Origin of the sequence: Amycolatopsis sp. NPDC004625 (assembly GCF_040609695.1) — a bacterium.
Lineage (GTDB): Bacteria > Actinomycetota > Actinomycetes > Mycobacteriales > Pseudonocardiaceae > Amycolatopsis.
Window position 1 is genome coordinate 280,182 of the sequence record NZ_JBEXKX010000003.1, and the last position, 25,779, is coordinate 305,960.

Here is a 25,779-nt window from a genome sequence, read left to right on the forward strand (position 1 = left end):
CGAGTGCCGAGCCCAGGAGCCAGCGCAATGCCACTGCACGTGCCGGGGACCACCAGTCACACCCTCCCCCCGCGGGAGGGCCATCACGAGGGGACGTTGCGCTACCTCCAGGCCGGCACCGGCGCTCCCCTGGTCCTGCTGCACACCGTGCGGACGCAGGCCGAACACTTCCGCCACCTCATCCCGGCGGTCGCGGACCGGTACACCGTGTACGCCCTCGACCTGCCGGGGATGGGGTACTCGGAAATCGTGCCCGGGGCGTCGCACGAAGAGCCGGCGCTGCGCGCGGGCGTCGAACGCCTCCTCACGGACCTCGACCTGCACGACGTCACGCTGCTGGGCGAATCCATGGGTGCGGTGCTCGCCTTGACCACCGCGGCCGACCTGCCGGACCGCGTCCGGCGGGTCGTCGCGGTGAACACCTACGACTTCCGCGGCGGCATCGCCCGGTCCGGCCTCCTCGCCCGGGTCGTGGTCGGCGGCGTGCTCGCCCCGGGCGTCGGACCGCTGTTCGCCCGGGTGGAGCCCGAAGCCGCCCTGCGCCGGATCCTGCGGGGCGGCCTGGGCGACAAGAGCGCCCTGCGCGAGGACTACCTGGACGAACTCCTCCGGTCCGGCGCGCGCCCCGGCTACCCGGCCGTGGCCCGCGGCGTCTACCGGAACCTGCCCGGCCTGATCGCCGCCCGGTCGCGCTACCCCGAGGTCAAGGCGCCCGTCCACCTCGTCTACGGCGAGCGGGACTGGTCCCGGCCCGCGGACCGGCGGGCGAACCGGGAGCTGCTGTCCGACGCCGCGTTCACGCAGGTGCCGGGAGCGGGGCACTTCATCGCCCTGGAGCGGCCCGACGTGCTGGCGGACCTGCTGCAAGCGGCGGGGTGAGCCGGCCGCGCAACCCCGTCAGCAGGGCGTCCAGGCCGACGTCGAACGCCTCGTCGGCGCGCTCGCGGCCCCGCGGTGCGGCGGTGATCGCGTCGCCGAGGGTGGGCAGGTCGTCGCGCTCCGGCCGCCACACCTCGTCCGGGGCCGCCAGGTCGAGGGCCGCGCCCAGGGCGTAGCAGTCGAGGACGCTGATCCACAGCACCACCTCGCGCAGCGGAACCCCGTTGCCGCGCAACAACACCGCGATGCGTTCGTAGCCGAGCAGGACCGAACCCGCGGTCATCGTCTGCTCGTTCAGCAGCGGGATCAGGGCCGGGTGCGCGGCCAGCGCCCGCCGGTAGCCGCGCATCCAGCGGCCGACCTGCTCGCCCCAGTCGCTGCCGTCCAGCGGGGGCGGGTCGATCGCGGTGGCCATCCGTTCGCGCAACGCCTCGACGATCGCCGTGCGGCCGCTGAAGTGGTGGTAGATCGAGGACGCGCTCACGCCGAGCCGCGCGGCCAGCCCGGCCATCGTCAGCCGGCCGGTGGCGTCGATGCCCGCCAAGGCGGCGTCGAGGATCGCCTCGGTATCGAGCAACCGTTTTCGTCGCTGCACCACGAATCCTCCACTATATCGGTCGCCACCGAGCGTAGCCGTCAACGAAATCCTTGACGACCTCGACGCGCGGCCGCATGCTTAAGCGAATGTCGTTCGGTTAAGCATCGCAGGCCCGAGAGGACACCCCCATGGCCGGATCAGCTCCCGATTCCCTCAGACGCGGTGTCCTGGGCACCGGCAGCCTCGTCTTCATGGTCGTCGCCGCCGCGGCGCCGCTCACCGTGATGGCCGGCGTCGCGCCGCTGGCGATCATGATCGGCGGGATCGGTGCCCCGGCCGGGTACCTGGCCGCCGGGCTCGTGCTGACCGTGTTCGCCGTGGCGTTCACCCGGATGACCCGGCACGTCGGGAGCGCCGGGGCCTTCTACGCCTACATCGCCCGCGGCCTCGGCAAGGCGTGGGGCATCACGGCGGCGCTGCTCGCGCTCATGTCGTACAACACCCTCCAGATCGGGGTCTACGGGCTGTTCGCGGCCCAGGCCAAGGCCACCCTGGCCGACGTCTTCGGGCTGGACGTCCCGTGGCCGGTCATCGCCCTCGCCGCCGTCGCGCTGGTGCTGCTGGTGGCCTGGCTGGGGATCGACGTCGGCGCCAAGGTGCTCGGCGTGCTGCTCGTCCTCGAATCGGGAATCCTGCTGCTGATGGCGATCGGTGTCCTGGCGCACGGGGGCGCCGCCGGGATCGACGCGAAGTCGTTCACCCCCGGCGCCGTGTTCGGCCCCGGCATGGGTGGCGTGCTCGCCTTCAGCTTCGCCGCGTTCATGGGCTTCGAATCCACCGTGCTGTACCGCCGCGAGGCCCGGAACCCCGAGCGCACGATCCCCCGCGCCACCTACGTCGCGGTCGGGTTCATGGCGATCTTCTACAGCTTCGTCGTCTGGGCGGTCATCCAGGCGTTCGGCAGCGGCCAGGTCACCGGCGCGGCCGCGGCGGACATCGGCGGCCTGTTCTTCACCGCGATCGGCACCTACGTCGGGTCCTGGGCCGCCACGGTCATGCACCTGCTCGTGATCAGCAGCGTCTACGCCGCACAGCTCGCCTTCCACAACGCGATCACCCGCTACACGCACGCCCTCGCCCAGGACGGGTTCCTGCCCGCGTGGCTCGGGAAGGTCCACCCCCGGTTCGGCTCGCCCTACCGCGCGAGCATCGTGCAGACCGGGCTCGCGGCCGTCGTGATCACCGTGTTCGCGGTGACCGGCGCCGACCCGTACACGAAGCTGCTGCTGTGGGTGAACACGCCGGGCGTGGTGGGCATCCTGGTTTTGCAGACGTTGACCGCGATCGCCACCGTGGGGTACTTCCTGCGGCGCAACCGGGCCGCGAGCACACCGGTCGCGGTGGCCGCCGGGATCGTCTCCTCCGTGCTCCTCGCCGTGGCCACCTACGTCCTCGTCGACAGCGTCGGCCTGCTCACCGCCGCGTCGGCCACGGTGAACGTGGTGCTGGTCAGCATCGTCCCGGCGACGCTGGTCGCCGGCGGCGCGGTCGCCGTCCGGCTGCGACGGCGGCGGCCCGCCATCTACGCGCGCATCGGCGAAGGAGACGGCGAAACCCAGCCCGCCCCGGAAGGGATCCCCGCGTGAACCCGGACCTCGTCGTCTGCGCCGGCACGGTGCACACCCTGGCCGGCGGCGGACGGCCGGCCGAGGCGATCGCGATCACCGGCGGTGTCGTCACCGCGCTCGGCGAGCGCCGGGACGTCCGCGACTGGCGCGGTTCCCGGACCGAAGTCGTCGACCTCGGCGACGCCACGGTGACCCCGGGGCTGACCGACGGGCACCTGCACCCGGTGATGGGCCTGCAGCTGACCGCCGACGTCGACTTGTCGGCCGCCCGGTCCCTCGCCGAGGTCCGGCGGGCGCTGGCCGCCGCGGCCGCGGACCGGGCACCGGACGCGTGGGTCCAGGCGTGGGGCCTGGACCCCAACGTCTTCGGCGGCGGGCCGGTCACCGCCGCCCCGATCGAGGCGGCGGTCGGCGGCCGCCCGGCGTTCGTGCGGCTGTTCGACGCGCATTCCGCGCTCGCGACCCCGGCCGCGCTGCGGATCGCCGGCGTCGCCGGTCCGCGGCGGTTCGCCCAGCGCTCGAGCGTGGTCTGCGACGGCTCCGGGCGGCCGACGGGCCTGCTGCTGGAGTCCGCGGCGATGGACCTGGTCACCGCGCACGTCCCCGGCGAGCCGGTCGCCGTCCGGGCGGCCCGGCTGCACGCGCTGCTCGCGGAGATGGCCGCCACCGGGCTCACCGGCGGGCACGTGATGGACCTGCTGGGCGACAGCGCGGCGGTGGTCGCGGCCGCCGAGGACCTCGGCGACCTCCCGCTGCGCCTGCGGTTCGCCCCCTGGTGCGAACCCGGCGCCGACCCCGCGGAGCTGATCCCCGGCCAGGGCACGGGCGGGCGCCGTTGGCGGATCGCCGGCGTGAAGTTCTTCGTCGACGGCACGATCGACAACGGAACGGCGTGGCTGGAGGAGCCCGACGCCCACGGCGAGTCGACCGAAAGCTTCTGGACCGACCCGGCCGAGTTCACGAAGGCCGTGCACACCCTGGCCGCGGCCGGCATCCCGACGGCCACCCACGCGATCGGCGACGCCGCCGTCCGCCACGCACTGGAAACCCTCGAAGGCGCGGCGCCCGCGGCGGCACCCCACCGCATCGAGCACCTCGAAACGCTCCCGACGGACCTGATCGCCCGGTTCCGCCGGGCGGGGGTGGTGGCGAGCATGCAGCCGGCGCACAGCCACTTCACCCGCGCGGACCACACGGACAACTGGTCGTCCCGCCTGGGCGGCGAACGCGCGAACCGCGCGTGGCGCTGCCGCGACCTGCGTGACGCGGGGGTCCCGGTCGTGCTGGGTTCGGACTGGCCGATCGCCCCGTTCGACCCCCGCCGCACCCTGGCCGCGGCCCGGCTCCGCCGCCCGGCGGGTGCGCCGGAGATCCCCCCGGTACAGCCGGACCAGGCCTTGACGGCGTTGATGGCGCTGGAGGGGTACACGACGCTCGCGGCCGCGGCGGCCGGCGAGCGGGGCGGAATCAGGGTCGGCGGCCACGCCGGCTTGACGGCGTTCACGCTGGACCCGCTGCGCGCGGCGCCGGACGAGCTGGCGGAGGCGCCGATCGCGCTGACCGTCGTCGACGGCACGGTCGTGCACCGGGGTCCGTCCTGCTGACCCTTCGCCCGGCGCGGTCATGGTGGGAGCGCCGGGACTCTGGGCGAACGCGTTTCGACCCGCAACCGGGTCCACGGCACCACCGGTCCGGTCCTGCAGGCCGGGGCGGTCCCGCCGCGACGTCCACCTGCGTTCCGCGCTGTCGCCGGGTGCGGCGCGGCCGATCGGCGGGTGGAGCGCGTTCGACCTCGGGATCCACCGCGCGATCACGGTGGGCGGGTCGCCGGCCGGCTGAGCCGCGCGGAGGTGGCCCGGGTCCGCACCACCGGCGCGGCCGACCCGCGCCTCGCGGCCGCAGCGTCGGCGTCCGGCGGCCGGGTGATCCAGACGATGGCCGGCGGGCCGATACTCGTCTAGCTCTTCCAACACCCCGACGACGAACACGACCGGGTGAATCCCCCGGACGACTGGTTCTCCCGCGGCCTCACCCGCGCGGCAGACGAAGCGTTGCTGGGCGTGACCGCGCTCATGGCGCGACCGAAGCAGCCGGGTACGGGACCGCCCGACGGCTACGAGCTGCGGGACTACCTCGACCAGCACGGTCGCGCGGCTCGCCGGTGGACCGCGGCGGCCGCCGAGCTGGGGAAGCCTGCGTGACGCACACGGCCCATCCCGAGGGTTTGGTGCGCCTGACCGAGAACGCCTACCAGCGCCTGTTGTACAGCTACGCGGATCCCTTGATGGACTGGACCTTCGAGCTGGCCGGCCCGGGCTACCAGGGTGGCTTGGCCGACGTCCTGGCCGAGTACGGTCGGGGGGAGCGCGCCACGGCGGTTCTCCAGGCCACCGGCGAATCCGACGACCCCAGTCCGTGATCCCCGCGACCTGGCCACGGGCCGCAGAAGGGTGCGGGCGGTGGCCGAAGCCGTGCTGGCGCACGGCTACCGCGAGCGGTTGGCCGGCTTGCTGAAGGAAGTCGGCGAGCGGGCTGCGCAAACGCCCGGCTATGTGGAACGAGGAGTTCCCGGAAGCGGTCGCCGACCTGCTGGCCGACCTGGGCTGCCGGGAGGCCGAATGGGCGCGGCACTGGGTCGCGCAACGCCTTGCCGCCGCCGGCGCCGAACGGGGCCTGACCCCGTACGGCCACACCTGAACTCTCCACAGTGGACGACACGGCCCGGGAGCCGCGCGCTCCCGGGCCGTGGCCGCTCAGCTTACCTGGAGGTCGATGCAGGCGTAGAACGCGTTCGCCGTGTCCGCGATGTTCCACACCGCCAGGACCGTCTGGCGGCCCGTGTGGCTACCCAGGTTCACCTGGTGCGCCACCGTCGCCGGGGGCTGCTGGTTGTTGCCGCTCACCTCCGCGATCTTCTGGCTGCCGATGAAGTACTGGTAGTTCGACGTGCGGTGGCGGGCGGTGAAGGTCCAGGTGAACGTCACCGTGCGGCCGACCGGGGCCGCGCGCCAGCCCTTGCTGTTGTCGTTCAGCTCGGCGAACTGGGACAGGCCGCCGTTGCAGGACTTGAGGCCCTTCGGCCCCTCGACGCTCTGGGGTTCGTACTGGATCTGCCCGCACTGCACCGTGTGCTGGGCGCACTGCGCCTGCCGGCTGGCCGGCGCGCTGACGTAGCCGTGCGCGCTCGCGATGCCCGCGGGGTTCAGCACCACCAGCACCGGGGCCAGGAGTGCGCCCACCGCGGCCGCGACCAGTTTGCGGTTCATACCAAGCTCCTTCGGGGACGGGCTCGCCTCCCGCCGCCGGGCAGGGCGGAGCCGCGGCCGATACCGGCCGCCGCGTCGGAAGGGTTACGAGCGAAGGAAAATTGTGGTCTAGACCATACGTCGGTTCGGGACAAAGGTCAACGGTTGGCAAAGTCTTCCACCGGGTTGGTAATCCACCGACTGTCACCCGGTGTTCCGGTCAGCGGGACCGCGTGCCGGGGACCGGGCGGCGCGCGGCGGGCCGCTGGCCCTAGGATCACGCCCGTGACCACCTACGACGACACGTTCGAGCACCTCGACCCCTCGATCCTGCCGGAGCGGCAGCAGAAGATCCTGGTGGCGATCCGGGACTGGGTGGTCCGGCACGGCTACTCCCCCAGCACCCGGGAGATCGGCGAGGCCGTCGGCCTGCAGTCGACGTCGTCGGTGTCGAAGCACCTGGCGGCCCTCGAAGACAAGGGGTACCTGCGCCGCGGCGCCGGGGTCTCGCGGCCGATGGACGTGCGCGCGTTCCTGCACGGCACCGCCGCGCCCGAGGACAGCGACTCGGTGCCGGTGCCCGTGGTCGGCGACATCGCCGCCGGGACGCCGATCTCGGCCGTCGAGCACGTCGACGACGTCCTCAAGCTGCCGCGCGACCTCACCGGGCGCGGCACCGTCTTCGGCCTGCGCGTGCGCGGGGATTCGATGATCGACGCGGCCATCTGCGACGGCGACATCGTCGTGGTGAAGCAGCAGTCGGAGGCGCACTCGGGGCAGATCGTCGCGGCGATGATCGACGAAGAGGCGACCGTCAAGGTGTACCGCCGTCGCGACGGGCACGTCTACCTCGAGCCCCGCAACCCGGCCTACGACGTCATCGACGGCGACCGCGCCGTGATCCTGGGCGCGGTCGTGTCGGTGCTGCGCAGCGTCTGATCTACCAGGTGACCGGCAGCTCGTAGACGCCGTAAACGGATCCGTCGTGCTTGAACGGGATCCGCCCGACGTCGGTGGCCAGCGCCAGCGTCGGGATCCGCCGGTACAGCGTGCGGTAGACGACCTGCAGTTCGAGCCGGGCCAGCGGCTGCCCGAGGCACTGGTGGACGCCGAAGCCGAAGGCGACGTGCCGGTGCGAGTCGCGGGTGAGGTCCAGGCGGTCACCGTCGGGGAAGACCTCCGGGTCGCGGTTGGCGACGTCGTTGGCCATGATCATGCCCTCGCCCGCGCGGATGGTCTCCCCGGCGATCTCGATGTCCTCGAGCGCGAGGCGGCGACGGCCGTTGTGCGTGATGTTCAGGTACCGCAACAGTTCCTCGACCGCCGACGCCACCAGCGCCGGGTCGTCGGACTCGCGCAGCAGCGCCAGCTGGTCCGGGTGCTCCAGCAGCGCCAGGGTGCCGAGCGCGATCATGTTCGCCGTCGTCTCGTGCCCGGCGATGAGCAGCAGCACCCCCATCTGCGCCGCCTCCGTGCGCGACAGCTCCCCCGCGTGGACCCGGGCCGCGAGCCCGGACAGCAGGTCGTCGGCGGGGGCGGCCAGCTTCTCCCCCATCAGCCGGTCGAGGTAGCCGACGAGCGCCTGGTGCCCGGCCGCCCGCTCCTCGGGCTTCGCGTCGCGGCGGATGATGACCTTGCTGTTCTCCTGGAAGAAGTCGTGGTCGGCGTAGGGCACGCCGAGCAGCTCGCAGATCACCAGTGACGGCACCGGCAGCGCGAACGCTTCGACGAGGTCGACCGGGTTCGGGCCGGCCAGCAGGGCGTCGATCAGGTCGTCGACGATCTTCTGCACGGCCGGGCGCATCGCGGCGACGCGGCGGATCGTGAACGGCGCGGTCACCATCTTGCGCAGCCGCGCGTGCTCGGGGTTGTCCATCAGGATGAAGCTGATGCCGGTGCCGCCCTTGGGCAGCGGCGCCGGGCTCGGGTAGCCGGGGCGGGTGATGTCAGCGCTGACGCGCGGATCCGCCAGCAGGGCCCGCTGGTCGGCGTAGCGGGTCACGAGCCACGGCGTGCTGCCGTCCCACAGCCGGACGCGCGCGAGCGGAGCCTCCTCCTGCAGGGCGCGGGCCGCGGGCGGCGGGTCGAACGGGCAGCCCGCGGCGCGCGGCATGGGGAACTCGGGGATTTCGGTGGTACTCGTCATCGTTCCTCCGCGGTGGCCGTCGGTTCGTGATCAGTCAACCGAAGACTGCTACGCTAAGTCAAGCGACTGATTTAATTCGACCTTCGGAGGACCGCTCGTGTCCGATCCATCCAGAGCCGCCGGGGAGGCGTCGCCGCGCGCGAACCTCGTCGTCGCGGTCCTCGCCCTCGCGGGCATCACCGTCTCGCTGATGCAGACGCTGGTCATCCCGCTGATCCCGGCGCTGCCCGGGCTGCTGCACGCGTCCGCCGCCGACGCCACCTGGGCGATCACCGCCACCCTGCTGGCCGGTGCGGTGGCGACGCCGACCATGGGCCGGCTCGGGGACATGTACGGCAAGCGGCGGATGCTGCTGATCAGCCTCGGCGCGCTGGTCGTGGGCTCGGCGATCGGCGCGCTCTCCGACAGCCTGGTGCCGATGGTCGCCGGGCGGGCCCTGCAGGGTCTCGCCGCCGGCGTCATCCCGCTCGGGATCAGCATCATGCGTGACGAGCTGCCCGCCGAACGGCTCGGCTCGGCCACCGCGCTGATGAGCGCGTCCCTCGGCGTCGGCGGCGCGCTGGGCCTGCCCGCGGCGGCGCTGCTGGCCGAAAACGCCGACTGGCACGCGCTGTTCTGGACCGCGGCCGGGCTCGGCGTCGTCGTCACCGCGCTGGTCGTGGCGCTCGTGCCGGAGTCGCCGGTCCGCACCGGCGGCCGGTTCGACGTCCCCGGCGCGGCCGGGCTCTCGGTCGCCCTGGTGTGCCTGCTGCTGGCCATCTCGAAGGGGGCCGACTGGGGCTGGGGCAGCGGCGCGACGCTCGGGCTGTTCGCGACCGCCGTCGTCGTCCTGCTGGCGTGGGGCCGTTGGGAACTGCGGACCCGGCAGCCGCTGGTGGACCTGCGGACGAGCGCGCGGCGGCAGGTGCTGCTGACGAACGTCGCGTCCTCGGTGTTCGGCTTCTCGATGTTCGCGATGTCCCTGGTGCTGCCGCAGCTGCTGCAGCTGCCGGCGGCCACCGGGTACGGCCTCGGCCGGTCGATGCTCGTGGTCGGCCTGGTGATGGCGCCGTCCGGCCTGGTCATGATGGCGCTGGCGCCGGTGTCCGCGCGCATCACGCGGACCCGCGGCCCGAAGACCACGCTGATGTGCGGCGCGGTGGTCGTCGCGGCGGGGTACGCCCTCGGCGTCGTCCTGATGAGCGCGACCTGGCACCTGGTGCTGATTTCGTGCGTCATCGGCGCCGGGATCGGGCTCGCCTACGGGGCGATGCCGGCGTTGGTCATGGGTGCCGTGCCGGTGTCGGAAACCGCGGCCGCCAACAGCTTGAACACGCTGATGCGCTCGATCGGGACGTCGGTCTCCAGCGCCACGGCCGGGCTGATCCTGGCCCGGCTGACCATTTCGTTCGGGCCGGCGACCCTGCCGTCGCAGAACGGGTTCCGGCTGGTGCTGGGAATGGGGTCGGCGGCGGCGCTGATCGCCTTGGCCGTCGCCGCGTTCCTGCCCCGGTGGGTTCCCGCGGCACCGGCGGCGGCCCGGCCGGAACCGGCGGCCGCGGCGCGCTGACCGGGCGCGCACCGCCGGGCCCGCGGCGGTGCGCGCGTGGTGCGCGCCCGGTCAGCGCCGGGCGGAAACCTCCGTGTCATCGCCGGACCACCACGGTCCGGCACCGACCCGGAGGAGCCGGACATGACGAAGAACGCCTTGGTGACGGGAGCTTCGCGGGGAATCGGCCGCGCGATCGCCCGGCGGCTGGCGGCGGACGGCGCCGTCGTCGCCGTGCACCACGGCGGCAACGAGGTGGCGGCCGAGGAAACCGTCGCGCTGATCGAGGCCGAGGGCGGCCGCGCGTTCACCGTGGCGGCGCGGTTCGGCGAGGCCGGCGCCGTCGACCGGCTGGCGGACGCGGTCGCCGCGGAGTTCGGCGGGCTGGACATCCTGGTCAACAACGCGGGAATCGGTTCGCACAGCACGATCGGGCAGCTGACCGAGGACGAACTGGACCGGCTGCTGGCCGTCAACGTCAAGACACCGGCGTTGCTGATCCGGCGGCTGCTGCCGCTGCTGAACGACGGCGGCCGGATCGTCGTGGTCGGCTCGATGGCCAGCCGCATCGCCGTGCAGAGCCAGATCGGGTACACGATCAGCAAAGCCGCCGTCGAGGCCCTCGCCCCGACGCTGGCGAACGAGCTCGGCCACCGCGGGATCACGGTGAACACGGTCGCCCCGGGACCGATCCGCACGGACCTGACGGAGCCGATGCTGGCGATCCCGGAGGCGGCGGCCGGCCTCACCGCGATGACGGCACTGGGCCGGATCGGCGAGCCCGAGGACGTCGCCGACGTGGTGGGGTTCCTCGCCGGGCCGGGCGGGCGGTGGATCACCGGCCGCACGCTCGACGTGTCAGGCGGGACGTTCCTCGGGCCGATCGCCCCCCGCCTGAGGGCGGAACTCGCGTGATCGGCGGGGCATCACGCGTGATTGGCGGGGCATCTTGCGTGATTGAAGGGGCATCACGGCGGCGGGGGCGTCCGGGTCAGGTCCGGGCGGCCAGGCCGTCGAGGTGGAGGACGCCATCGGCGTGGTTTGCGGCGACGAAGTCGGGGCCCTTCGTGATGAGGCGGGCCAGTGCCGTCGCGTGGCCGTGGCCGAGGGCGTGCTCGGTCTTGAGCCAGGTGGTGATTTCGCCGTGCTTGGTGAGGTTCTTGGCGGCGGCCAGGTCGAGGAAGCCGCGCGGGGTGATGCCGGTCTGCTTCTCGGCGTTGTCGAGGTAAGCCTGAAAGGACATGGCACGAAGGTCTCACCGACAACTTTTTTTGTCAAGCCTTCCGGGCGAAGACCGCCAGCGTCGTGTACGGCAGCACGAAGCTCCCGCCGAGCTCGTCGACGGCCGCGGCGACCTCGGCCAGGATGTCCGCCAGCTCCGCCGGCGGCACCCGCGTCAGGCCGCCGGTCGTGGGCAGGAAATCGAGCCACTCGTCGCGCGTGTAGGTCCGCTCCCACGCGAACCGCCGGCGCTCCGGGGCGCCGAGGCCGTCCGCCTCGGCGATCGCGTCGGCGAAGGCGGTGAACATCACGTCGTAGACGTCCGCGGCCGGCCGGGACTCCCCCGCGAACGGCGAGCCCGGCAGCACCCGCCGGCACGCCGCGGCGAAGGCCGCCGCCACCGCCGCGGGCGGCTGGAACACGTGGGCGAACACGGCGAGCAGGCCGCCGGGCCGCAGGACCCGGGCCGCCTTGGCCGGCCCGGCCACCGGGTCCACCCAGTGCCAGGCCTGCCCGGCGACGACGGCGTCGAACGTCCGCCCGGCCGGCGCCCAGTCCTCGAACTTCGCCACCTCCACGTCGATCCCGCCGCGGCGGGCGAAGGCGGCCATCCGCGCGTCGGGGTCGACACCGAGCACCCGGCAGCCGGCGGCACGCAACTGCCGTGCCTCGATCCCGGTCCCGCAGCCGACGTCCAGGACGTCGGGCCCGGGACTCCCGGCGACGACCCGCTCCACCAGTTCGCGCGGGTACTCCGGCCGCGCCCGGTCGTAGCGTTCGACATCGGCACCGAAGGACTCCGCGATCGCGCGGGCTTCGTGAGGTTGAGTGGGCATGCGCCCACTTTAATGGGCGATCGCCCACTAGGACAACGGCGGGCCGTGCCGGAGAATGGGGCCATGCCGACCGGGGTCCACCTGCGCGACGTGCGCAAGCAGCTGTTCGACGCGGCCGGGCGCGTCCTCCTCCGCGACGGCCCGAACGCCCTGACCAGCCGCGCGGTGACGACGGAGGCCGACGTGGCGAAGGGGGTCCTGCACCGCCACTTCACGGACTTCGACGACTTCCTGGCCGACCTGGTCCGCGACCGTCTCACCCGCTTGGCCGATCAGGCCGCCCTCCTGCACGCGGCCGCGGGCACCCGGACGGTGGCGGACAACCTGATCGCCGCCCTGACGGAGCTGTTCGACCCGGTCTCCGTGGCCCTGACGAGCTTGATCTTCTTCCGCGACGAGCTGCGCACCCGCCTGCGCACGGGAGGCGGCCTCCCGATCCTGACGGAGGCCCGCGCCATGCTGAAGGCCTACCTGTCAGCCGAGCGCGAACAGGGCCGCATCGCGGTGGACGCCGAGGTGGACTCGTTGTCCCTGTCGTTGATCGGCGCGGCCCACCTGCTCTTCGCCGGCCGCCGCCGCGGAACCCTGCCGGACGGGAAGGAACTGGGAACCATGGTGACGACGGTTCTGGCCGACGTGCTGCAACGCCGCCTGTTGTGATCGGACCCGGCCCACCCGGAACACGAAATGAGAGAGCCCTGTTTGCGCAGTTCGCAAACAGGGCTCTCTCGATCGGGTGGGCGATACTGGGATCGAACCAGTGACCTCTTCGGTGTGAACGAAGCGCTCTCCCCCTGAGCTAATCGCCCGTGGTACGAAATTCACGAAATCCGGGGGTGGACCTCGTGGTGCGCGATACTGGGATTGAACCAGTGACCTCTTCCGTGTCAGGGAAGCGCTCTCCCGCTGAGCTAATCGCGCGCTGCGGAACTTCGTACTGACAGAAGCATATCGGACGCTCCTGACGGCTTCACAGGGGGTCCGGTTCACCGAAAACCGCCTGACAGGAACGGCCCGAAACGGGCACACTGCGAAGGACGTCCCGTGTGCAGCACGGCCGTCCCGGCCGAGCAGGAGAGTCCCATCCCGATGACCGAAACCGTGTCCACCCCGTCTTCCGACCTCGACCGCGCGCCGGTGCGCTCGGGGCTCCTCATCGGGGTTCTCGTGCTCTCCGCGTTCGTGATGATCCTGAACGAGACGATCCTGAGCGTCGCGCTGCGGGACCTGACCGTCGACCTCCGGGTACCGACGACCACGGTGCAGTGGCTGACCAGCGGGTTCCTGCTGACGATGGCGGTCGTCATCCCCACCACGGGGTTCCTGCTCGAACGGTTCTCGCCGCGCGAGGTGTTCCTCTTCTCGCTGTCGGCCTTCAGCCTCGGCACGCTGGTGTGCGGGGTCGCGCCCGGGTTCGGGCTGCTGATGACCGGGCGGGTGATCCAGGCGTGCGGCACGGCGGTGATGCTGCCGTTGCTGATGACGACGGTGATGCGGCTGGTGCCCTCGGAGCGCCGCGGCGCGACGATGGGCACGATCACCATCGTCATCGCGGTGGCACCGGCGATCGGGCCGACGATCGGCGGCGCGGTGCTTTCGCTGGGCTGGCGCTGGATGTTCTGGATCGTGCTGCCGCTCGCGGTCGCCGCGCTGGTGGCGGGCGCGCTGCTGCTGCGGCTGACCGCCGAACGCCGCCGGGTGCCGCTGGACGTGCCGTCGGTGCTGCTGTCGGCGATCGGGTTCGGCGGGGTGCTGTACGGCCTGTCGGCGGGTGGGGAGCAGGCCGGGGCCGAGCCGCCGGTGCCGGGCTGGGTGCCGATCGTGGTGGGGGCCGCCGCGCTGGTGGTGTTCGTCTGGCGGCAGCTGCGGCTGCAGCGCCGGGACCGGGCGCTGCTGGACCTGCGGCCGTTCACGCACCGCAGTTTCGTGGTCGCCCTGGTGCTGACGGCGCTGCTGTTCGTGTGCCTGATCGGCGCGGCGGCGATCATGCTTCCGCTGTACCTGCAGACGGTGCTGCACACGAGCACGTTCGTCAGCGGGCTGGCGATGCTGCCGGGCGGGCTGGTGCTGGGCCTGCTGGGCCGCCCGGTCGGCGCGCTGTTCGACAAGGTCGGCGGCCGCCCGCTGGTCATCCCGGGCGCGGCGGCGATGGCCGCGTCGCTGGGGCTGTTCGCGGTGCTGGGGCCGGGTTCGCCGCTGATCGCGGTGATCGGGATCCACGTGCTGATGATGGCCGGGCTCGGCCTGATGATGACGCCGCTGTTCACCGAGGCGCTCGGCGTCCTGCCGGACCACCTGTACTCCCACGGCAGCGCGATCCTTTCGACGCTGCAGCAGGTGGCGGGCGCGCTCGGCACGGCGGTGTTCGTGAGCATCGCGACGCTGGGCAGCCACGACGCGACGGCCGGCAGCCCGGACGCCTCGGGCCTGCGGGCGGCGTTCATCGTGGCCGCGCTGGTCGGGCTGGTCGCGTTCGCGGGCAGCTGGCTGATCCGCCGCGGGCCGGCGGCACCGTCCACTTCGGAGCACTGAGGGACCGGCGCCGGTCCCGCGAAAGAAAGTCCCGCTTCCGCTCGGCGAAGGCTGGGGGAAACCTGCGAGCGGAAGCGGGAGTTCTGGGGCCGGTACGGGGGTCGCCTCGCGGCGAAAGGCTCAACACGGCTCCTGCATTACCGGTATTCCGTGAAGGCAAGGGGTGAGGCCCGGGGACACCGCCGTACCGACACCCGTTACAACGCCACGCCGCCGCCGGTGTTCCCCGACGTGATCCGGCTCATGCCGGCACCTTCGGGGTCGCGCGGACGCCGCTGTGGAGGTACCGCTCCCCCGTCGGCAGCGTGTAGAAGGTCGCCGAGATCCACGACTTCGCGCCCGGCTCGCGGAACACGAACTGCGGCCCGCCGATCGGGATCAGGTCGTGCTCGGTCGTCGCTTCCGGGACCAGGGCCGCGATCGGCCCCGTGATCGTCTGGCGCATCCGCAGGCCCGTCTCCCCTTCGAACACCTCGATCCGCATCGACGCGCGCTCGTACACCCCGACGAACTCCGCGGCGTCGATCGAAGGCGGCTCCGCGGCGGGCGCGATCGGCTGCGGGAGCGCCACTCCGGCCAGCGCCGCGAAGATCTCGCGGTACAGCTCCTCGTACAGGTCCCGCGTGTTGCCGCCGTTGGTGAGCAGCGTGACGGCCAGGCCGTGCGAGGGCAGCAGCCGCAGGAACGCCGACTGCCCGATCGTGTTGCCGTCGTGGCCGATCACGCGGTGGCCGTCCCAGTCGAAGCGGATCCAGCCGAGGCCCCACGAGTCGCCCAGCGTGTGCTTGTCCGGCATGTCGGCCTGCCACTCGGTCATCGCCGCCGCCGTCGGCTCCGACAGCACGTCGAGGCCGCCCGCCAGGTGCATCCGCGCGAAGGCCAGGACGTCCGCCGCCGACGCCGTGATCAGGCCGGCCGGGCCCGCCGAGCGCGGGAGGCCCCACGCCGGCGCCGGTGACGGCGAGCCGTCGCCCGCCGCCACGTGGCCCATCGCCGCGCGATGCAGCAGCGCCTCCTCCGGCAACGTCCCCGTGTGGGTGAGCCCCAGCGGGGTGAACAGCCGTTCGCGCAGCGCCGCGTCCCAGGTCTGCCCGGTCAGCTTCTCGATCACCCGGCCGATCAGCACGAACCCGGAGTTGCAGTACGACAGCGTCGCCCCGAGCGGGTGGTTCTGCGCGACCTCCGGCAGCAGGCCGACGAACTTCTCGATGCAGTCGTCGCCGCGGCCGGTGTCGGTGAAGACGTCGCCGTCGATGCCACTCGTGTGGGTGAGCAGGTGCCGCAGGGTCAGCTGCTTGGTGACGTCGGGGTCGGCCAGGCGCAGCTCGGGCAGCACGTCGGCGACCGGGGCGTCGAGGTCCAGCAGGCCCTCGTCGACCAGCTGCATCGCCACCGTGGCCGTCCAGACCTTGGTGATCGAGCCGATCTGGAACACCGAGTCGTCGGTGACCTCGACGCCGGTCGCGGTGTTCAGCACGCCGTGGCTCGCCACCACCCGGTCGTCGCCGCGCAGGATGCCCAGCGACGCACCCGGAACGCGGTGCTTGCGCGCGAGCTCGGCCAGGCGCCGCCGCCAGTGCGCGGCGTCGAGCGGCACCAGCGCCGGCTTGCCCGGCTCGCCGGCGTACTGCGCAACCCAGTCGACGATCCGGCGGTTGAAGTCCGCGCGGTGGGACGGCTTCCCGTTCAGGATGAACAGGTGCGACGCGCCGGGGTAGAGCACCATCCGCGCCGGCACGCCCTGCTCGCGCAGCGCGGTGAACCACTGCTCGGCCTGCCCGGCCGGGCAGCGGTCGTCGGCGGCGCCGTGCAGCACCAGCGTCGGCGTGCGCACCTTTTCCACCTGCGCCAGCGGGGAAAGCGCCGCGTAGTGCGCCCGGTTCTCCGACGGGATCGCGCCGAGCTCGGCGACGCCGAGGTAGTGGCCGCTGTCGGACGTGCCGGCCATGCTGACGACGTCGCTGACGACCCCGCCCGCGACCGCCGCGGCGAACCGGTCGTCCCGGCTGGTCAGGTAGCACGTCATGTAGCCGCCGTAGCTGTAGCCGGCCACCGCGAGCCGGCGCGCGTCGGCCACGCCTTCGGCGACAAGGGCGTCCAGGGGCTCGAGGAAGTCCTGGGCGTCGGCGATGCCCCAGGCCCCGACCGCCGCGGTGTAGAACGCCTCGCCGTAGCCGTCGCTGCCGCGCGGGTTGAGCAGCAGCACCGCCCAGCCGCGGGCGACGAGCTCCTGGTGGTAGAGGTGCACGGCGTCGGCGGTGCCGCTCCAGGCGTTGTGCGGGCCGCCGTGGATGTCCAGCAGCAGCGGGCGCGGGCCGGTGCGGGCGGGGTCGCGCAGCAGCCAGCCGGCCACGGTCGTGCCGTCGGAGACGGTGAATTCCCGCTCCTCGTGGGTGAACGGCTCGAGGTCGGCGGGTCCGTGCGCGGTGCGCACCTCGACCTCGCCGCCGGGCAGGCTGACCGTCGCGATCTCCCCGTACGACGTCGGCGTGGCCAGCACGATCGCCGCCGTGTCCCCGGCGACGGACACGGCCGCCACGGTGGTCCCGGTGCCGCCCACGACGAGCCGCGGCTCGCCACCGTCGACCGCGTACAGGTGGGTGTGGCCGCGGTCGCGGGCGCAGAACAGCACGGTGCTGCCGGACAGCTGCGGCAGCGCGCCGGGGTACCCGGGCGCACCCGGCATGACGTTCCGGTCCAGCGGGGCGGCCAGGTCGGTGGTTTCCCCGCCGTCCAGCGGGATCCGCAGCAGGCCGAGGTGCCCGGGCGCGGTGTCGCGACGGCCGACCGTGAGCAGCGCGGTGCCGTCCGCGGTCCAGGCGACCGCGCCGCACATGCCGTCGCCGGACCCGGCCAGGCGAGGCTCGCCACCGGGCTCGAGGACGTAGGCGCCGGAGCGGAAGGTCAGGTCGGCGTCGGCTTCCGGCCCCGCGGGGAAGGCCAGCAGCCGGCCGTCCGGCGACCACGCGGGGTCGCCCGCGTGCCAGTCTCCCGACGTCACCCGCCGGACCTCGCCGGTGGCGAGGTCGAGGACGTGGACGTGCTTGCGCAGGGTCCGCAGCCGACCGGCGCCGTCGGCCTTGAAGTCGACCCGGTCGGCGACCACGGGAGCGCTCGCGCGACGGGCGCGGGCGGCGGCGTCCTCGCCTTCGTCGGCCGCGAGGTCCACCGCAGCGGCGAAGGCGATCTCGGCGCCGTCCGGGCGCCACACCGGCGTTCCCGCGCCGAGCGGGAGCGTCGTGACCTGCTCGGGCTCACCGCCGTCGGCCGGCAGCAGCCACAGCTGCGGCGGGCCGTCCTGGGCGCGGAGGAAGGCCAGGCGCGTGCCGTCCGGCGACCACGTCGGCGCCACGTCGGCCGGGCCGCGGGTGAGCCGGCGCGGCTCACCGTCGCCGACCGGAACCAGCCACAGCGACCGGGTGTCCTCGTCCTCGGCGCGGTCGGCGGTGCGCAGCACGTAGGCGATCCGGCCGCCGTCGGGCGAGAGCGCGGGCTGCTCGGGGAACTCGAAGGCGTACAGGTCGTCGAGGCCGGGACGTCGGGTCATGCGGATCTCCTCGTGGGATGGGTCGCGGCGAAGTGGCACGCCGCGGAGTGGGGCCGGCCCGCGGCGTCGCCGGCCGGGTCGGCGGTGACGCAGACGGTGCGGTCGGGGTGCACGAGCGGCCCGATCGGGCAGCGCGGGTGGTAGCGGCAGCCCGCCGGCGGGTGGTGCGGGTCGGCGGGTTCGGTGTCGGCGAGCGGGTCGTCGCTCGCGTCGTCGAGCAGGTTCCGGCGGGCCGACGGCGCGGCGGCCAGCAGGTCCCGCGTGTACGGGTGCTTCGGATCGGTGAGGACCTGCGCGGCGGGCCCGGCCTCGACGATCCGGCCGAGGTACATCACCGCGACGACGTCGCTGACGTACCGCACCACGGCGAGGTTGTGCGAGATGAACAGCATCGACAGCGAAAGCCGCCGCTGCACCTCCCGCACGAGGTTGAGCACCGCGCCCTGCACCGAGACGTCGAGGGCCGAGGTGATCTCGTCGGCGATCAGCACCTTCGGCTGCCCCGCGAGCGCCCGGGCGAGCGCGACGCGCTGCCGTTGCCCGCCGGAGAGCCGGCCGGGCAGCGCCGCGGCGCGGTCCGGATCCAGGTTCACCAGTTCGAGCAGCCGGGCGACTTCGGCCCGGCGCCCGGCGCGGGACGTCCCCGGCGGCATCGCCTCGGCGATCGACTCGCCGACGGCCATCCGCGGGTCCAGCGACGAATACGGGTCCTGGAACACCATCTGCAGCGGCCGCCGCCGCGGCAGGCGGCGCACGTCGGCGCCGTTGAGCAGCACCCGCCCGGCGCTGACCGGGGCGAGCCCGGCCGCGGCCCGCGCGAGGGTCGACTTGCCGGAGCCGGACTCGCCGACCAGGCCGACGACCTGTCCGGCGGGGACGGTCAGGCTGACGCCGTCGACCGCGGTCAGCTTTCCGTAGCGGACGCTCACCGCGTCGAACTCCAAGGCGCTCACGCGGCCCCCTCCTCGTGCGACTGTCCGGAAAGGACGGTGACCTGCGGGTGCCAGCAGGCGACGCGGTGGCCCCGGCGATCCGTGGCTTCGAGCACCGGGTCTTCGGTGCGGCAGCGGTCCGACGCCAGCGGGCACCGGGCGGCGAACGCGCAGCCTTCGGGCACCTGGTCGGGTTCCGGCGGGCGGCCGGGGATCACCTCGAGGGGCCGGTCGCGATCGGTGTCGAGGTCGACCGTGGTGGCCAGCAGCGCCCGCGTGTACGGGTGGCGGGCCGGGCTCCCGGCCGGCAGGTCCTCGACGATCCGGCCGGCGTACATCACCAGCATCCGTTCGCACGTCTGGGAAACGACGGCGATGTCGTGGCTGATCAACAGCACCGCCGCGCCCTCCGCTTCGCGCGTGCGGGCCAGCAGGCGCAGCACCTGCCGCTGCACGGTGACGTCGAGCGCGGTCGTCGGCTCGTCGGCCACGATCAGCTTCGGCCGGCCCATCAGGCCCATGCCGATCATCGCCCGCTGCCGCATGCCGCCGGAGAACTCGTGCGGGTACTGCCGGGCGCGCCGCTCGGCGGCCGGGACGCGGACCGCCGCCAGCCGGTCCACCGCGCGGGCGAACGCCTGGCGCCGGGACAGGCCGTGGTGCCGCTCGGACACCTCGGCCAGCTGGCCGCCGACGCGGCGGGCGGGGTTGAACGACGTCATCGGGTCCTGGAACACCATGGCCAGCGCCGTGCCGAGCTCCCGGTCCGACGCCTCCGCCAGGGGTTTCCCGGCGAACTCCAGCCGGTCGGCGGTGACCACACCCGGCCCCTCGACCAGGCGGGAGACGGCCAGCGCGGTCAGGCTCTTGCCGGAGCCGGACTCGCCGACCACACCGATCGCTTCGCCCGCGCGGACGCTGAAGCTGACTCCGCGCACCGGAACCGTCCAGCCGGCCGGTCCGGGGAACGCCACCCGGAGGTTCTCCACCACGAGCACGGCGTCCGCGGGTGCCTCGGGAACCGCGGGCCGCGCCGCCGGGGACGCGGGCGCCGCCACCCGGGTCAGGCGCGTCCGGACCCCGACCACCGCGGCGACCGTCTCGCCGACCAGGTTGAACGCCAGCCCCGCGAGCACCACGGCCGCCGCGGGGGCGAGCGCGGCCACCGGGGTGACGTAGATGCCGTCCAGCCCTTCGCGCAGCAGCCGTCCCCAGTCGTAGTCCGGTGCCTGCACGCCGATGCCGAGGAACGACAGCCCGGCGAAGGCCAGCAACGCCGAACCCGCCCCGATGGTCGCGTTGACGACCAGCGGCTCGCCGATGTTCGGCAGCACGTGCCGGGCCAGCAGCCGGATCCGGCCCACGCCGGCGATCCGGGCCGCGGCCACGAAGTCGCGCCCGCTGACCGACGCCGACAGCGTCTGCACGAGCCGCGCAAACGCCGGCGCCGTCGCGAACCCGATGGCCAGCACCGCGCCCTGCGTGCCGACGCCGAAGATCACCGCGAGGAACAGGGCCAGCAGCAGCCCGGGGAACGCGACGGCGATGTCGACGACCGCGGTGAGCAGCCGGCCCACCCGGCGGGGCAGCACGGACGGCAGCGTCCCGAGCACGACCCCGGTGCCGGCGCCGATCGCGGTGGCGAGCACGGCCAGCCCGACCGACAGGCGGGTCGCCACCAGGGTGCGCAGCAGCAGGTCGCGGCCGAGGGAGTCGGTGCCGAACGGGTGCGCCCCGGACGGTCCCTGGCCGATCGCGTCGGTGTCGACGGCGGCCGCGGCCGCACCCCAGAGCAGCGGGGCCATCGCGGCCAGGAGGACCACCAGGGCCAGCAGCACCGCCGAGCACGCGCCCACCGGCGTGCGCACGGCCGCCGCCCACGTCCCGCGTCGGGCCATCTCACGCCTCCCGAATGGCCGAGCGCGGGTCGAGCAGCCCGAGCACGACGTCGACCAGCAGGTTCACCAGCAGCACGCCGACGCCGTAGACCAGGACGATCCCCTGCACCAGCGGGTAGTCCTTCTGCAGGATCGACTGCACGATCGTCGAGCCGAGGCCGGGCCAGGCGAACACGTTCTCCACCAGCACCGTGCCCGCGACCATCCCGGTCAGCATCAGCCCGCCCAGGGTCAGCGTCGCGGTCAGCGCGTTCGGCAGCGCGTGCCGGACGTAGACCAGCCGCGCGGGCAGCCGCTTCGCCCGCGCGGTGCGGACGAAGTCGGCGCCCAGCACGGAAAGCAGTTCCACCCGGACGATCCGGGCGAGCACCGCCGACGGCCCGGTGGCCAGCGCCGCGACCGGCAGCACGTACGCGCTCGCGTCGTCGCCGCCGGCCACCGGGAACCACCCGAGACCCACCGCGAGCAGCGCCACCAGCGCGACGGCCACCAGGAATTCCGGGACGGCGGCGAGGAAGGCGCTCACCGACGTGAAGGCCAGTTCGCTCCCCCGGCGGCGGCCGCCGCGGGTCAGCACCGCGAAGGTCACGCCGACCGGGATCGCGACGGCGACGACGACCGCGAAGGCCAGGACGGCCAGCTGCAGGGTCGCCGGCAGCCGGTCGCCGATCACCTGCGCGACCGGCTGGCCGCTCGCCATCGACGTCCCGAAGTCCCCGGTGAGCAGGCCGCGCAGGTAGTGCCCGTACTGCACCCACAGCGGGTCGTCGAGGCCGAGCTCCAGCCGTTTGGCCCGGACCAGGTCCGCCGGGGCCGTCATGCCGAGCGCGGCCCGCACGGGATCGCCCGGGACCAGGTGGATCATCAGGAAGGCCGCGGTGACCAGCGCCCACAGCGAGACGGCGAACCGGGTCAGCCGCCGCGCGGCGAACGCCGGCCATCCTCCGCCGCGCAGCCGCGCGGGCGCCACCGCCGTGGTCATCGCGCGTACATCCGGATCGACGACGGCGTGACGCTGCCCTGGCTGACCTCGAACCGCGAACCGCTCGCGTAGAACGGCACCACGGAGTCGATGTAGGGCACCACGTCGACGCGCTCGACCAGCGCCGTTTCGGCGGCCTGCCAGGCCGGGCAGCTGGCTTCGCCGCTCATCGCGGCCGCCTGCTTCACGCCCTGCTCGTACTCCGGGTTGGCGATGTGGCCGAAGTTGGTCCCGTCGGGCGCGGCCGGACCGGACACGAACGGCACCAGCTGGCTGGGCAGGGTGAGCCCGAGCGGCCCGAGCGAGACCTCCCACTCGCCGGTGCCGAACAGCACCTGGGACAGCCCGGGGCTGTCCACGGCCTTGAGCGTGACCTCGGCGCCGAGGGACTTCCACGTCTGCTGGACCAGTTCGGCGGTCGGGGCCATCGTCGGGCCGAGCTGGGTGCCGTAGAGGACGGTGAGCGTCAGCTGCTTGCCGCCCTTGACGCGCACGCCGTCCGCGCCCGCCTTCCAGCCCGCGGCGTCCAATGTGGACGCGGCCGCCGCCGGGTCGTGGTTCGGCAGGTGGCCGGTGACGGTGTCGCCCGAGCACGCCTTCGGCTCGGCGGTGACCAGGCTCTGCGACGGCTTGCCGGTGCCGTTGGTGACCACCTTCCCGAGCTGGGCCAGGTCGAGGGCCTGGGTCAGCGCGCGCCGCACGGCCTCGTCCTGGCCGGGCCGCCCGGCGGCCTGGTTGTAGAAGATCTCCCCGAGCGGGGCGAGGAAGTCGGCGTGGTACAGCTTGCGCGCTTCGAGCCGCTGGCGGTCCGGCCCGTTGATCTGGCTCGCGTTCACCTCGCCGGACAGCAGCAGGTTCGTCACCGTCGAGGTGTTCGGGATGACCCGCGCGACCACCTTGTCCGGCAGGCCCGGCTGCTGCGCCTGCCAGTCCCCCGGGCCCCACGTGTAGTCCTTGCGGCGGGTGAACGTGTAGTGGTCGTTCGGCACGACCTCGGTGACGGCGAACATGCCGGTCCCGCTGCCGCCGGTGGCCAGCAGCTTGCGGTCCTTCAGCCCCTTGCCGCAGACGATCGGCAGGCTGCCGACGTTGCGGAGCAGGAACGCGTCGGGCGCGCCGCTGGTCACGGTGACCGTCCGGTCGGCTTCGTCGGCGGTGGCCTTCGTGCCCGGCGCGATCGTCAGGCCGGCGTAGGGCGACTTGTTCGCCGGGTCGCCGACGAACCCGATGTTCGCGGCGACGTCGGCGGCGGTCAGCGGGCCGCCGTCCGCGCAGGTGATGCCGGGGCGCAGGGTGAAGGACGCCGTCGTGTTCGTGGCGGTCCACTTCTCCGCGAGCGCCGGCAGCGGCTTGCCGTCGGGGGCGAGTTCGAGCAGCGGGTCGTAGAGGAACCGGTCGACCTGGCCGGTCACCGACAGCACCGACATGTGCGGGTCGAGGTTGCCCGGGTCCGACGGCAGCCCGAGGGTGAACGTCTTGCCGTCGGCCAGGGTGCCGGTATTCGTCCCGGCGCCGCCCGGCCCCCCGCAGGCGGTCGCGGCGAGAGCGAGCAGGACCACCGCGGTCCGGAGGTTCTTCATGGGGTTTCCTTCCGCAGGTGGTCCACGGCGAGCCGGCCGGCCTGGCCGATCGCGGCGTCGACGGCGGGTTGCCGCTCGGCCAGGGAGTCCGCCCGGGTGAACACCGCGACGGCGAACCGGCGGCCGTCCGGGAAGGACACGACGCCGGCCTCGTTGCGGACCGCGGGCAGGGTGCCGGTCTTGGCCGCGACGGTCACGTCCGAGGAGAACCCGGACGAGAGGCGGTGCGGCCAGATCTGCCGCGCCAGCATCGACCGCACCCGCTCGCAGGCCGCGGGTTCGCCGGCGCGGTCGGTCCACACCGCGTCGAGCAGCCCGGTGATCTCGCGCGGGGTGGACGACGTCGTGCGCTCGGGATCCAGGACCGCGAGCTTCCACGTCTGCTCGGGGCTCGCGCCGGCGAACACCGCGTCGATGTCGGCGCCTTCGGCCGCTCCGAGGTCGGCGAGGACCGAGGCGAACAGGTCTTCGCAGCAGCCGATCAGCCGGGTGCGGTGCAGGCCGAGGTCGGCGAGCAGGCGGTCGACGGCGGCCGCCCCGATCCGGTGGTAGACGACGTCGGTGGCGGCGTTGTCGCTCATGGTCAGCATGAACAGCGCCAGGTCGCGCCAGCTCATCTCGACGTCGTCGGCGCAGCCCGCGGTCCCGATGCCGCCGATGCGGTAGCGCGGCCCGACGCGCGTCCGGGCCGTCTCGTCGAGCCGTCCCGCCGCCACTTCCCGGGCGTAGGCGACGGCGACCGGGATCTTGAACACCGACGCGAGCACCACCGGGGCGTCCGCGCCGACCGCCACCTCCGGCCCGCCGCCGATCTCCCGCGCGTGCAGGAACCCCCGCGCGCCCGCTTCGGCGAAGACACCGGCGATCTCCGCCTCGACCGCGCTCACGCCGTCACCCGCCGGTCGGCGCGCCCGGTGTGCAGGTACAGCGCGCGGCCGGTGCCGTCGTCGCCGACGAAGGCGTGCGGGATGTACATGCCCTGCATCGGCTCGGCCAGGATGAGCGTGTCGCCGTTCATCGCGACCAGCTCGGTCTTCTCCGGCTTGGCCAGCTCCGCGAAGATGCCCTTCGGGACGCGCTCGACCCAGACGCGCCCGTCGGCGTCCTGGCTGACCACGACGTCCGCCACCGACGAGGAGTACTCGCCGACGTACCGCGAGGCGTCCACGCGCGGCGCGGCCGGGTCGGGCACCGGCGGCACGCGCAGCTCGATGCCGGTCAGCTCGCGCAGGAGGTGCCCGACGACCTCGGTGTAGACGGCGACCGTGTCGCCGCCGTTGGTCAGCAGGGCCACCGCGACCCCGTGCTCCGGCGCCACGCGCAGGAACGCGGACTGGCCGATCGTGCCGCCGTCGTGGCCGACGACCGGCCCGCCGGGCGCGTCGAACAGCGACCAGCCGAGGCCCCACGCGTCGCCGAAGAGGCCGAGGTCGGGCAGCTCCACCAGGCGTTCCCGCATCGCCCGGGCGCTTGCCGCGCTCAGCACGCGGGTGCCGTCGGCGCCTTCGCCGTCCCGCAGGTGCATCGCGGCGAACGTGACGAGGTCGCGCGGGCGCATGGCGAGCATCGAGCCGGCGGGGGCGTTGGACGGCGTCAGCGCCCAGATGCCCGCGGGCTCCGGGTCGGCGCCGGGCGCGGACGTCAGGTGGCCCAGCGCGGCGCGGAAGCGGATCGCCTCGTACGGGCTCTGCGCGGCGTGCGTCAGGCCGAGCGGGGTGAACAAGTGGTCCTGCAGGCACTCGTCGTAGGTCCTGCCGCGCAGCACTTCCACGAGCCGGCCGAGCACGCAGAAGGCGGCGTTGTTGTAGGAGAACATCTCGCCGGGCGCGAACAGCTGGGGCACGTCGCCGAGGGTGGCGACGTACTTCTCGATGCGGTCTTCGCCGCGGCCGGTGTCGGTGAAGATGTCGCCTTCGAAGCCGGCGGTGTGGCACATCAGCTGCCGGACGGTGATCCGCGCGGCCGCGTCTTCGTCGCCGAGCACGAACTCCGGCAGGTACTTCCGGACCGGCTGGTCGAGGTCGAGCACGCCGTCGTCGACGAGCTGCATGGCCAGCGTGGTCGTCCAGACCTTGGTGATCGACCCGATCTGGAACAGCGAGTCGGCGTCGGCTTCGACGCCGGTGGCCTTGTTGAGCACCCCGGCGGCGTGGTCGATGATCTCGCCGCCGGCGTACACGGCGACGGCCGCGCCGGGCACCTTGTGCTCGGCGAGCAGGGCGGGGAGGCGGGTTTCGAGCCAGGCGGAGAGTTCGGGGAGTTTCGGCATGGGGAGCCTCTCGTTTCG

23 protein-coding genes and 2 tRNA genes are annotated in these 25,779 nt (G+C 73.6%); 11 read left to right on the forward strand and 14 right to left on the reverse strand.

What is annotated here, in order from left to right:
• Positions 1-27: 27 nt before the first annotated feature.
• Positions 28-879, forward strand: coding sequence for an alpha/beta fold hydrolase (locus ABZW17_RS04960; RefSeq protein WP_354809729.1), 852 nt, complete (start codon positions 28-30; stop codon positions 877-879).
• On the opposite strand, the gene ABZW17_RS04965 is transcribed toward ABZW17_RS04960, so the two are convergent.
• Positions 824-1,474 (reverse strand): TetR/AcrR family transcriptional regulator, encoded by a 651-nt coding sequence (locus ABZW17_RS04965; RefSeq protein WP_354809731.1) that lies wholly within the window; start codon positions 1,472-1,474, stop codon positions 824-826. The genes ABZW17_RS04960 and ABZW17_RS04965 overlap by 56 nt on opposite strands.
• 131 nt (positions 1,475-1,605) lie before the next feature.
• Here ABZW17_RS04965 and ABZW17_RS04970 point away from each other — a divergent pair, with 131 nt between their 5' ends.
• From ABZW17_RS04970 to ABZW17_RS04990, 5 genes are all read left to right on the forward strand, one after another.
• Entirely contained in the window at positions 1,606-3,063 is a 1,458-nt protein-coding gene (locus ABZW17_RS04970; protein ID WP_354809733.1) for an APC family permease, read from the forward strand.
• Positions 3,060-4,649, forward strand: a complete 1,590-nt coding sequence (locus ABZW17_RS04975) for an amidohydrolase (protein WP_354809735.1) — start codon at positions 3,060-3,062, stop codon at positions 4,647-4,649. The genes ABZW17_RS04970 and ABZW17_RS04975 overlap by 4 nt, the downstream gene beginning before the upstream one ends.
• A gap of 390 nt (positions 4,650-5,039) precedes the next feature.
• The gene (locus ABZW17_RS04980) at positions 5,040-5,246 is read left to right on the forward strand and encodes a hypothetical protein (RefSeq protein WP_354809737.1); all 207 of its coding nucleotides are present in this window, start codon (positions 5,040-5,042) and stop codon (positions 5,244-5,246) included.
• Positions 5,243-5,464 carry a hypothetical protein gene (locus ABZW17_RS04985; RefSeq protein WP_354809739.1) on the forward strand — a complete coding sequence of 74 codons (222 nt, stop codon included), beginning with the start codon at positions 5,243-5,245 and terminating at the stop codon, positions 5,462-5,464. The genes ABZW17_RS04980 and ABZW17_RS04985 overlap by 4 nt, the downstream gene beginning before the upstream one ends.
• A gap of 131 nt (positions 5,465-5,595) precedes the next feature.
• Positions 5,596-5,742, forward strand: a complete 147-nt coding sequence (locus tag ABZW17_RS04990) for a hypothetical protein (RefSeq protein ID WP_354809741.1) — start codon at positions 5,596-5,598, stop codon at positions 5,740-5,742.
• 56 nt (positions 5,743-5,798) lie between these two features.
• Here the strand turns inward: ABZW17_RS04990 and ABZW17_RS04995 are convergent, their stop codons facing one another.
• Positions 5,799-6,311 carry a lytic polysaccharide monooxygenase auxiliary activity family 9 protein gene (locus ABZW17_RS04995; protein ID WP_354809743.1) on the reverse strand — a complete coding sequence of 171 codons (513 nt, stop codon included), beginning with the start codon at positions 6,309-6,311 and terminating at the stop codon, positions 5,799-5,801.
• A gap of 264 nt (positions 6,312-6,575) precedes the next feature.
• Between ABZW17_RS04995 and lexA the strand changes: the two genes are divergently transcribed.
• On the forward strand, positions 6,576-7,229 hold the full coding sequence (gene lexA / locus ABZW17_RS05000; RefSeq protein ID WP_354809745.1) for a transcriptional repressor LexA: 654 nt from the start codon (positions 6,576-6,578) through the stop codon (positions 7,227-7,229).
• A 1-nt stretch (position 7,230) separates the two neighbouring features.
• Here the strand turns inward: lexA and ABZW17_RS05005 are convergent, their stop codons facing one another.
• On the reverse strand, positions 7,231-8,436 hold the full coding sequence (locus tag ABZW17_RS05005; RefSeq protein ID WP_354809747.1) for a cytochrome P450: 1,206 nt from the start codon (positions 8,434-8,436) through the stop codon (positions 7,231-7,233).
• A 97-nt stretch (positions 8,437-8,533) separates the two neighbouring features.
• Here ABZW17_RS05005 and ABZW17_RS05010 point away from each other — a divergent pair, with 97 nt between their 5' ends.
• Together ABZW17_RS05010 and ABZW17_RS05015 are read left to right on the forward strand one after the other, a co-directional pair.
• A complete protein-coding gene (locus ABZW17_RS05010) occupies positions 8,534-9,985 on the forward strand; it encodes an MFS transporter (protein ID WP_354809749.1) in 1,452 nt (483 codons plus the stop codon).
• Between the two features lie 123 nt (positions 9,986-10,108).
• Entirely contained in the window at positions 10,109-10,879 is a 771-nt protein-coding gene (locus ABZW17_RS05015) for an SDR family oxidoreductase (protein ID WP_354809751.1), read from the forward strand.
• Between the two features lie 76 nt (positions 10,880-10,955).
• Here the strand turns inward: ABZW17_RS05015 and ABZW17_RS05020 are convergent, their stop codons facing one another.
• Both ABZW17_RS05020 and ABZW17_RS05025 read right to left on the reverse strand, forming a co-directional pair.
• The gene (locus ABZW17_RS05020; protein ID WP_354809753.1) at positions 10,956-11,207 is read right to left on the reverse strand and encodes a DUF4287 domain-containing protein; all 252 of its coding nucleotides are present in this window, start codon (positions 11,205-11,207) and stop codon (positions 10,956-10,958) included.
• Between the two features lie 31 nt (positions 11,208-11,238).
• The gene (locus ABZW17_RS05025; RefSeq protein ID WP_354809904.1) at positions 11,239-11,991 is read right to left on the reverse strand and encodes a methyltransferase domain-containing protein; all 753 of its coding nucleotides are present in this window, start codon (positions 11,989-11,991) and stop codon (positions 11,239-11,241) included.
• Positions 11,992-12,084: 93 nt separating this feature from the next.
• Between ABZW17_RS05025 and ABZW17_RS05030 the strand changes: the two genes are divergently transcribed.
• Complete coding sequence (locus tag ABZW17_RS05030) at positions 12,085-12,681, forward strand: TetR family transcriptional regulator (protein ID WP_354809755.1); 597 nt, start codon at positions 12,085-12,087, stop codon at positions 12,679-12,681.
• 77 nt (positions 12,682-12,758) lie between these two features.
• Here ABZW17_RS05030 and ABZW17_RS05035 read toward each other — a convergent pair.
• A tRNA-Val gene (locus tag ABZW17_RS05035) sits at positions 12,759-12,830 on the reverse strand.
• Positions 12,831-12,867: 37 nt separating this feature from the next.
• Positions 12,868-12,942, reverse strand: a tRNA-Val gene (locus tag ABZW17_RS05040).
• Between the two features lie 168 nt (positions 12,943-13,110).
• On the opposite strand from ABZW17_RS05040, the gene ABZW17_RS05045 reads away from it, so the two are divergent.
• On the forward strand, positions 13,111-14,553 hold the full coding sequence (locus ABZW17_RS05045) for a DHA2 family efflux MFS transporter permease subunit (RefSeq protein WP_354809906.1): 1,443 nt from the start codon (positions 13,111-13,113) through the stop codon (positions 14,551-14,553).
• 241 nt (positions 14,554-14,794) lie between these two features.
• Here ABZW17_RS05045 and ABZW17_RS05050 read toward each other — a convergent pair whose 3' ends face one another.
• From ABZW17_RS05050 to ABZW17_RS05080, 7 genes are read right to left on the reverse strand one after another with little or no spacing between them, the layout of a single operon-like run.
• Positions 14,795-18,100 carry a serine hydrolase gene (locus ABZW17_RS05050; RefSeq protein WP_354809757.1) on the reverse strand — a complete coding sequence of 1,102 codons (3,306 nt, stop codon included), beginning with the start codon at positions 18,098-18,100 and terminating at the stop codon, positions 14,795-14,797.
• The gene (locus ABZW17_RS05055; RefSeq protein ID WP_354809759.1) at positions 18,097-19,053 is read right to left on the reverse strand and encodes an ABC transporter ATP-binding protein; all 957 of its coding nucleotides are present in this window, start codon (positions 19,051-19,053) and stop codon (positions 18,097-18,099) included. Before ABZW17_RS05055 ends, ABZW17_RS05050 begins: the two co-directional genes overlap by 4 nt.
• Positions 19,050-20,930, reverse strand: coding sequence for a dipeptide/oligopeptide/nickel ABC transporter permease/ATP-binding protein (locus ABZW17_RS05060; RefSeq protein WP_354809761.1), 1,881 nt, complete (start codon positions 20,928-20,930; stop codon positions 19,050-19,052). Before ABZW17_RS05060 ends, ABZW17_RS05055 begins: the two co-directional genes overlap by 4 nt.
• A 1-nt stretch (position 20,931) precedes the next feature.
• On the reverse strand, positions 20,932-21,912 hold the full coding sequence (locus tag ABZW17_RS05065; RefSeq protein ID WP_354809763.1) for an ABC transporter permease: 981 nt from the start codon (positions 21,910-21,912) through the stop codon (positions 20,932-20,934).
• Positions 21,909-23,492, reverse strand: a complete 1,584-nt coding sequence (locus ABZW17_RS05070; protein ID WP_354809765.1) for an ABC transporter substrate-binding protein — start codon at positions 23,490-23,492, stop codon at positions 21,909-21,911. Before ABZW17_RS05070 ends, ABZW17_RS05065 begins: the two co-directional genes overlap by 4 nt.
• Positions 23,489-24,379 (reverse strand): serine hydrolase, encoded by an 891-nt coding sequence (locus ABZW17_RS05075; protein WP_354809767.1) that lies wholly within the window; start codon positions 24,377-24,379, stop codon positions 23,489-23,491. Before ABZW17_RS05075 ends, ABZW17_RS05070 begins: the two co-directional genes overlap by 4 nt.
• The gene (locus ABZW17_RS05080) at positions 24,376-25,761 is read right to left on the reverse strand and encodes a serine hydrolase domain-containing protein (protein ID WP_354809769.1); all 1,386 of its coding nucleotides are present in this window, start codon (positions 25,759-25,761) and stop codon (positions 24,376-24,378) included. The genes ABZW17_RS05075 and ABZW17_RS05080 overlap by 4 nt, the downstream gene beginning before the upstream one ends.
• Positions 25,762-25,779 lie beyond the last annotated feature (18 nt).

Bases quoted from the DNA above. Each gene is read 5' to 3' on its own strand.
- ABZW17_RS05020 (WP_354809753.1), bottom strand. From the start codon at position 11,207: ATGTCCTTTCAGGCTTACCTCGACAACGCCGAGAAGCAGACCGGCATC.
- ABZW17_RS05060 (WP_354809761.1), bottom strand. From the start codon at position 20,930: ATGGCCCGACGCGGGACGTGGGCGGCGGCCGTGCGCACGCCGGTGGGC.
- ABZW17_RS04995 (WP_354809743.1), bottom strand. From the start codon at position 6,311: ATGAACCGCAAACTGGTCGCGGCCGCGGTGGGCGCACTCCTGGCCCCG.
- ABZW17_RS05080 (WP_354809769.1), bottom strand. From the start codon at position 25,761: ATGCCGAAACTCCCCGAACTCTCCGCCTGGCTCGAAACCCGCCTCCCC.
- ABZW17_RS05050 (WP_354809757.1), bottom strand. From the start codon at position 18,100: ATGACCCGACGTCCCGGCCTCGACGACCTGTACGCCTTCGAGTTCCCC.
- ABZW17_RS05015 (WP_354809751.1), top strand. From the start codon at position 10,109: ATGACGAAGAACGCCTTGGTGACGGGAGCTTCGCGGGGAATCGGCCGC.
- ABZW17_RS05065 (WP_354809763.1), bottom strand. From the start codon at position 21,912: ATGACCACGGCGGTGGCGCCCGCGCGGCTGCGCGGCGGAGGATGGCCG.
- ABZW17_RS05045 (WP_354809906.1), top strand. From the start codon at position 13,111: ATGACCGAAACCGTGTCCACCCCGTCTTCCGACCTCGACCGCGCGCCG.
- ABZW17_RS05070 (WP_354809765.1), bottom strand. From the start codon at position 23,492: ATGAAGAACCTCCGGACCGCGGTGGTCCTGCTCGCTCTCGCCGCGACC.
- ABZW17_RS05005 (WP_354809747.1), bottom strand. From the start codon at position 8,436: ATGACGAGTACCACCGAAATCCCCGAGTTCCCCATGCCGCGCGCCGCG.
- ABZW17_RS05030 (WP_354809755.1), top strand. From the start codon at position 12,085: ATGCCGACCGGGGTCCACCTGCGCGACGTGCGCAAGCAGCTGTTCGAC.
- ABZW17_RS04990 (WP_354809741.1), top strand. From the start codon at position 5,596: ATGTGGAACGAGGAGTTCCCGGAAGCGGTCGCCGACCTGCTGGCCGAC.
- ABZW17_RS04960 (WP_354809729.1), top strand. From the start codon at position 28: ATGCCACTGCACGTGCCGGGGACCACCAGTCACACCCTCCCCCCGCGG.
- ABZW17_RS04970 (WP_354809733.1), top strand. From the start codon at position 1,606: ATGGCCGGATCAGCTCCCGATTCCCTCAGACGCGGTGTCCTGGGCACC.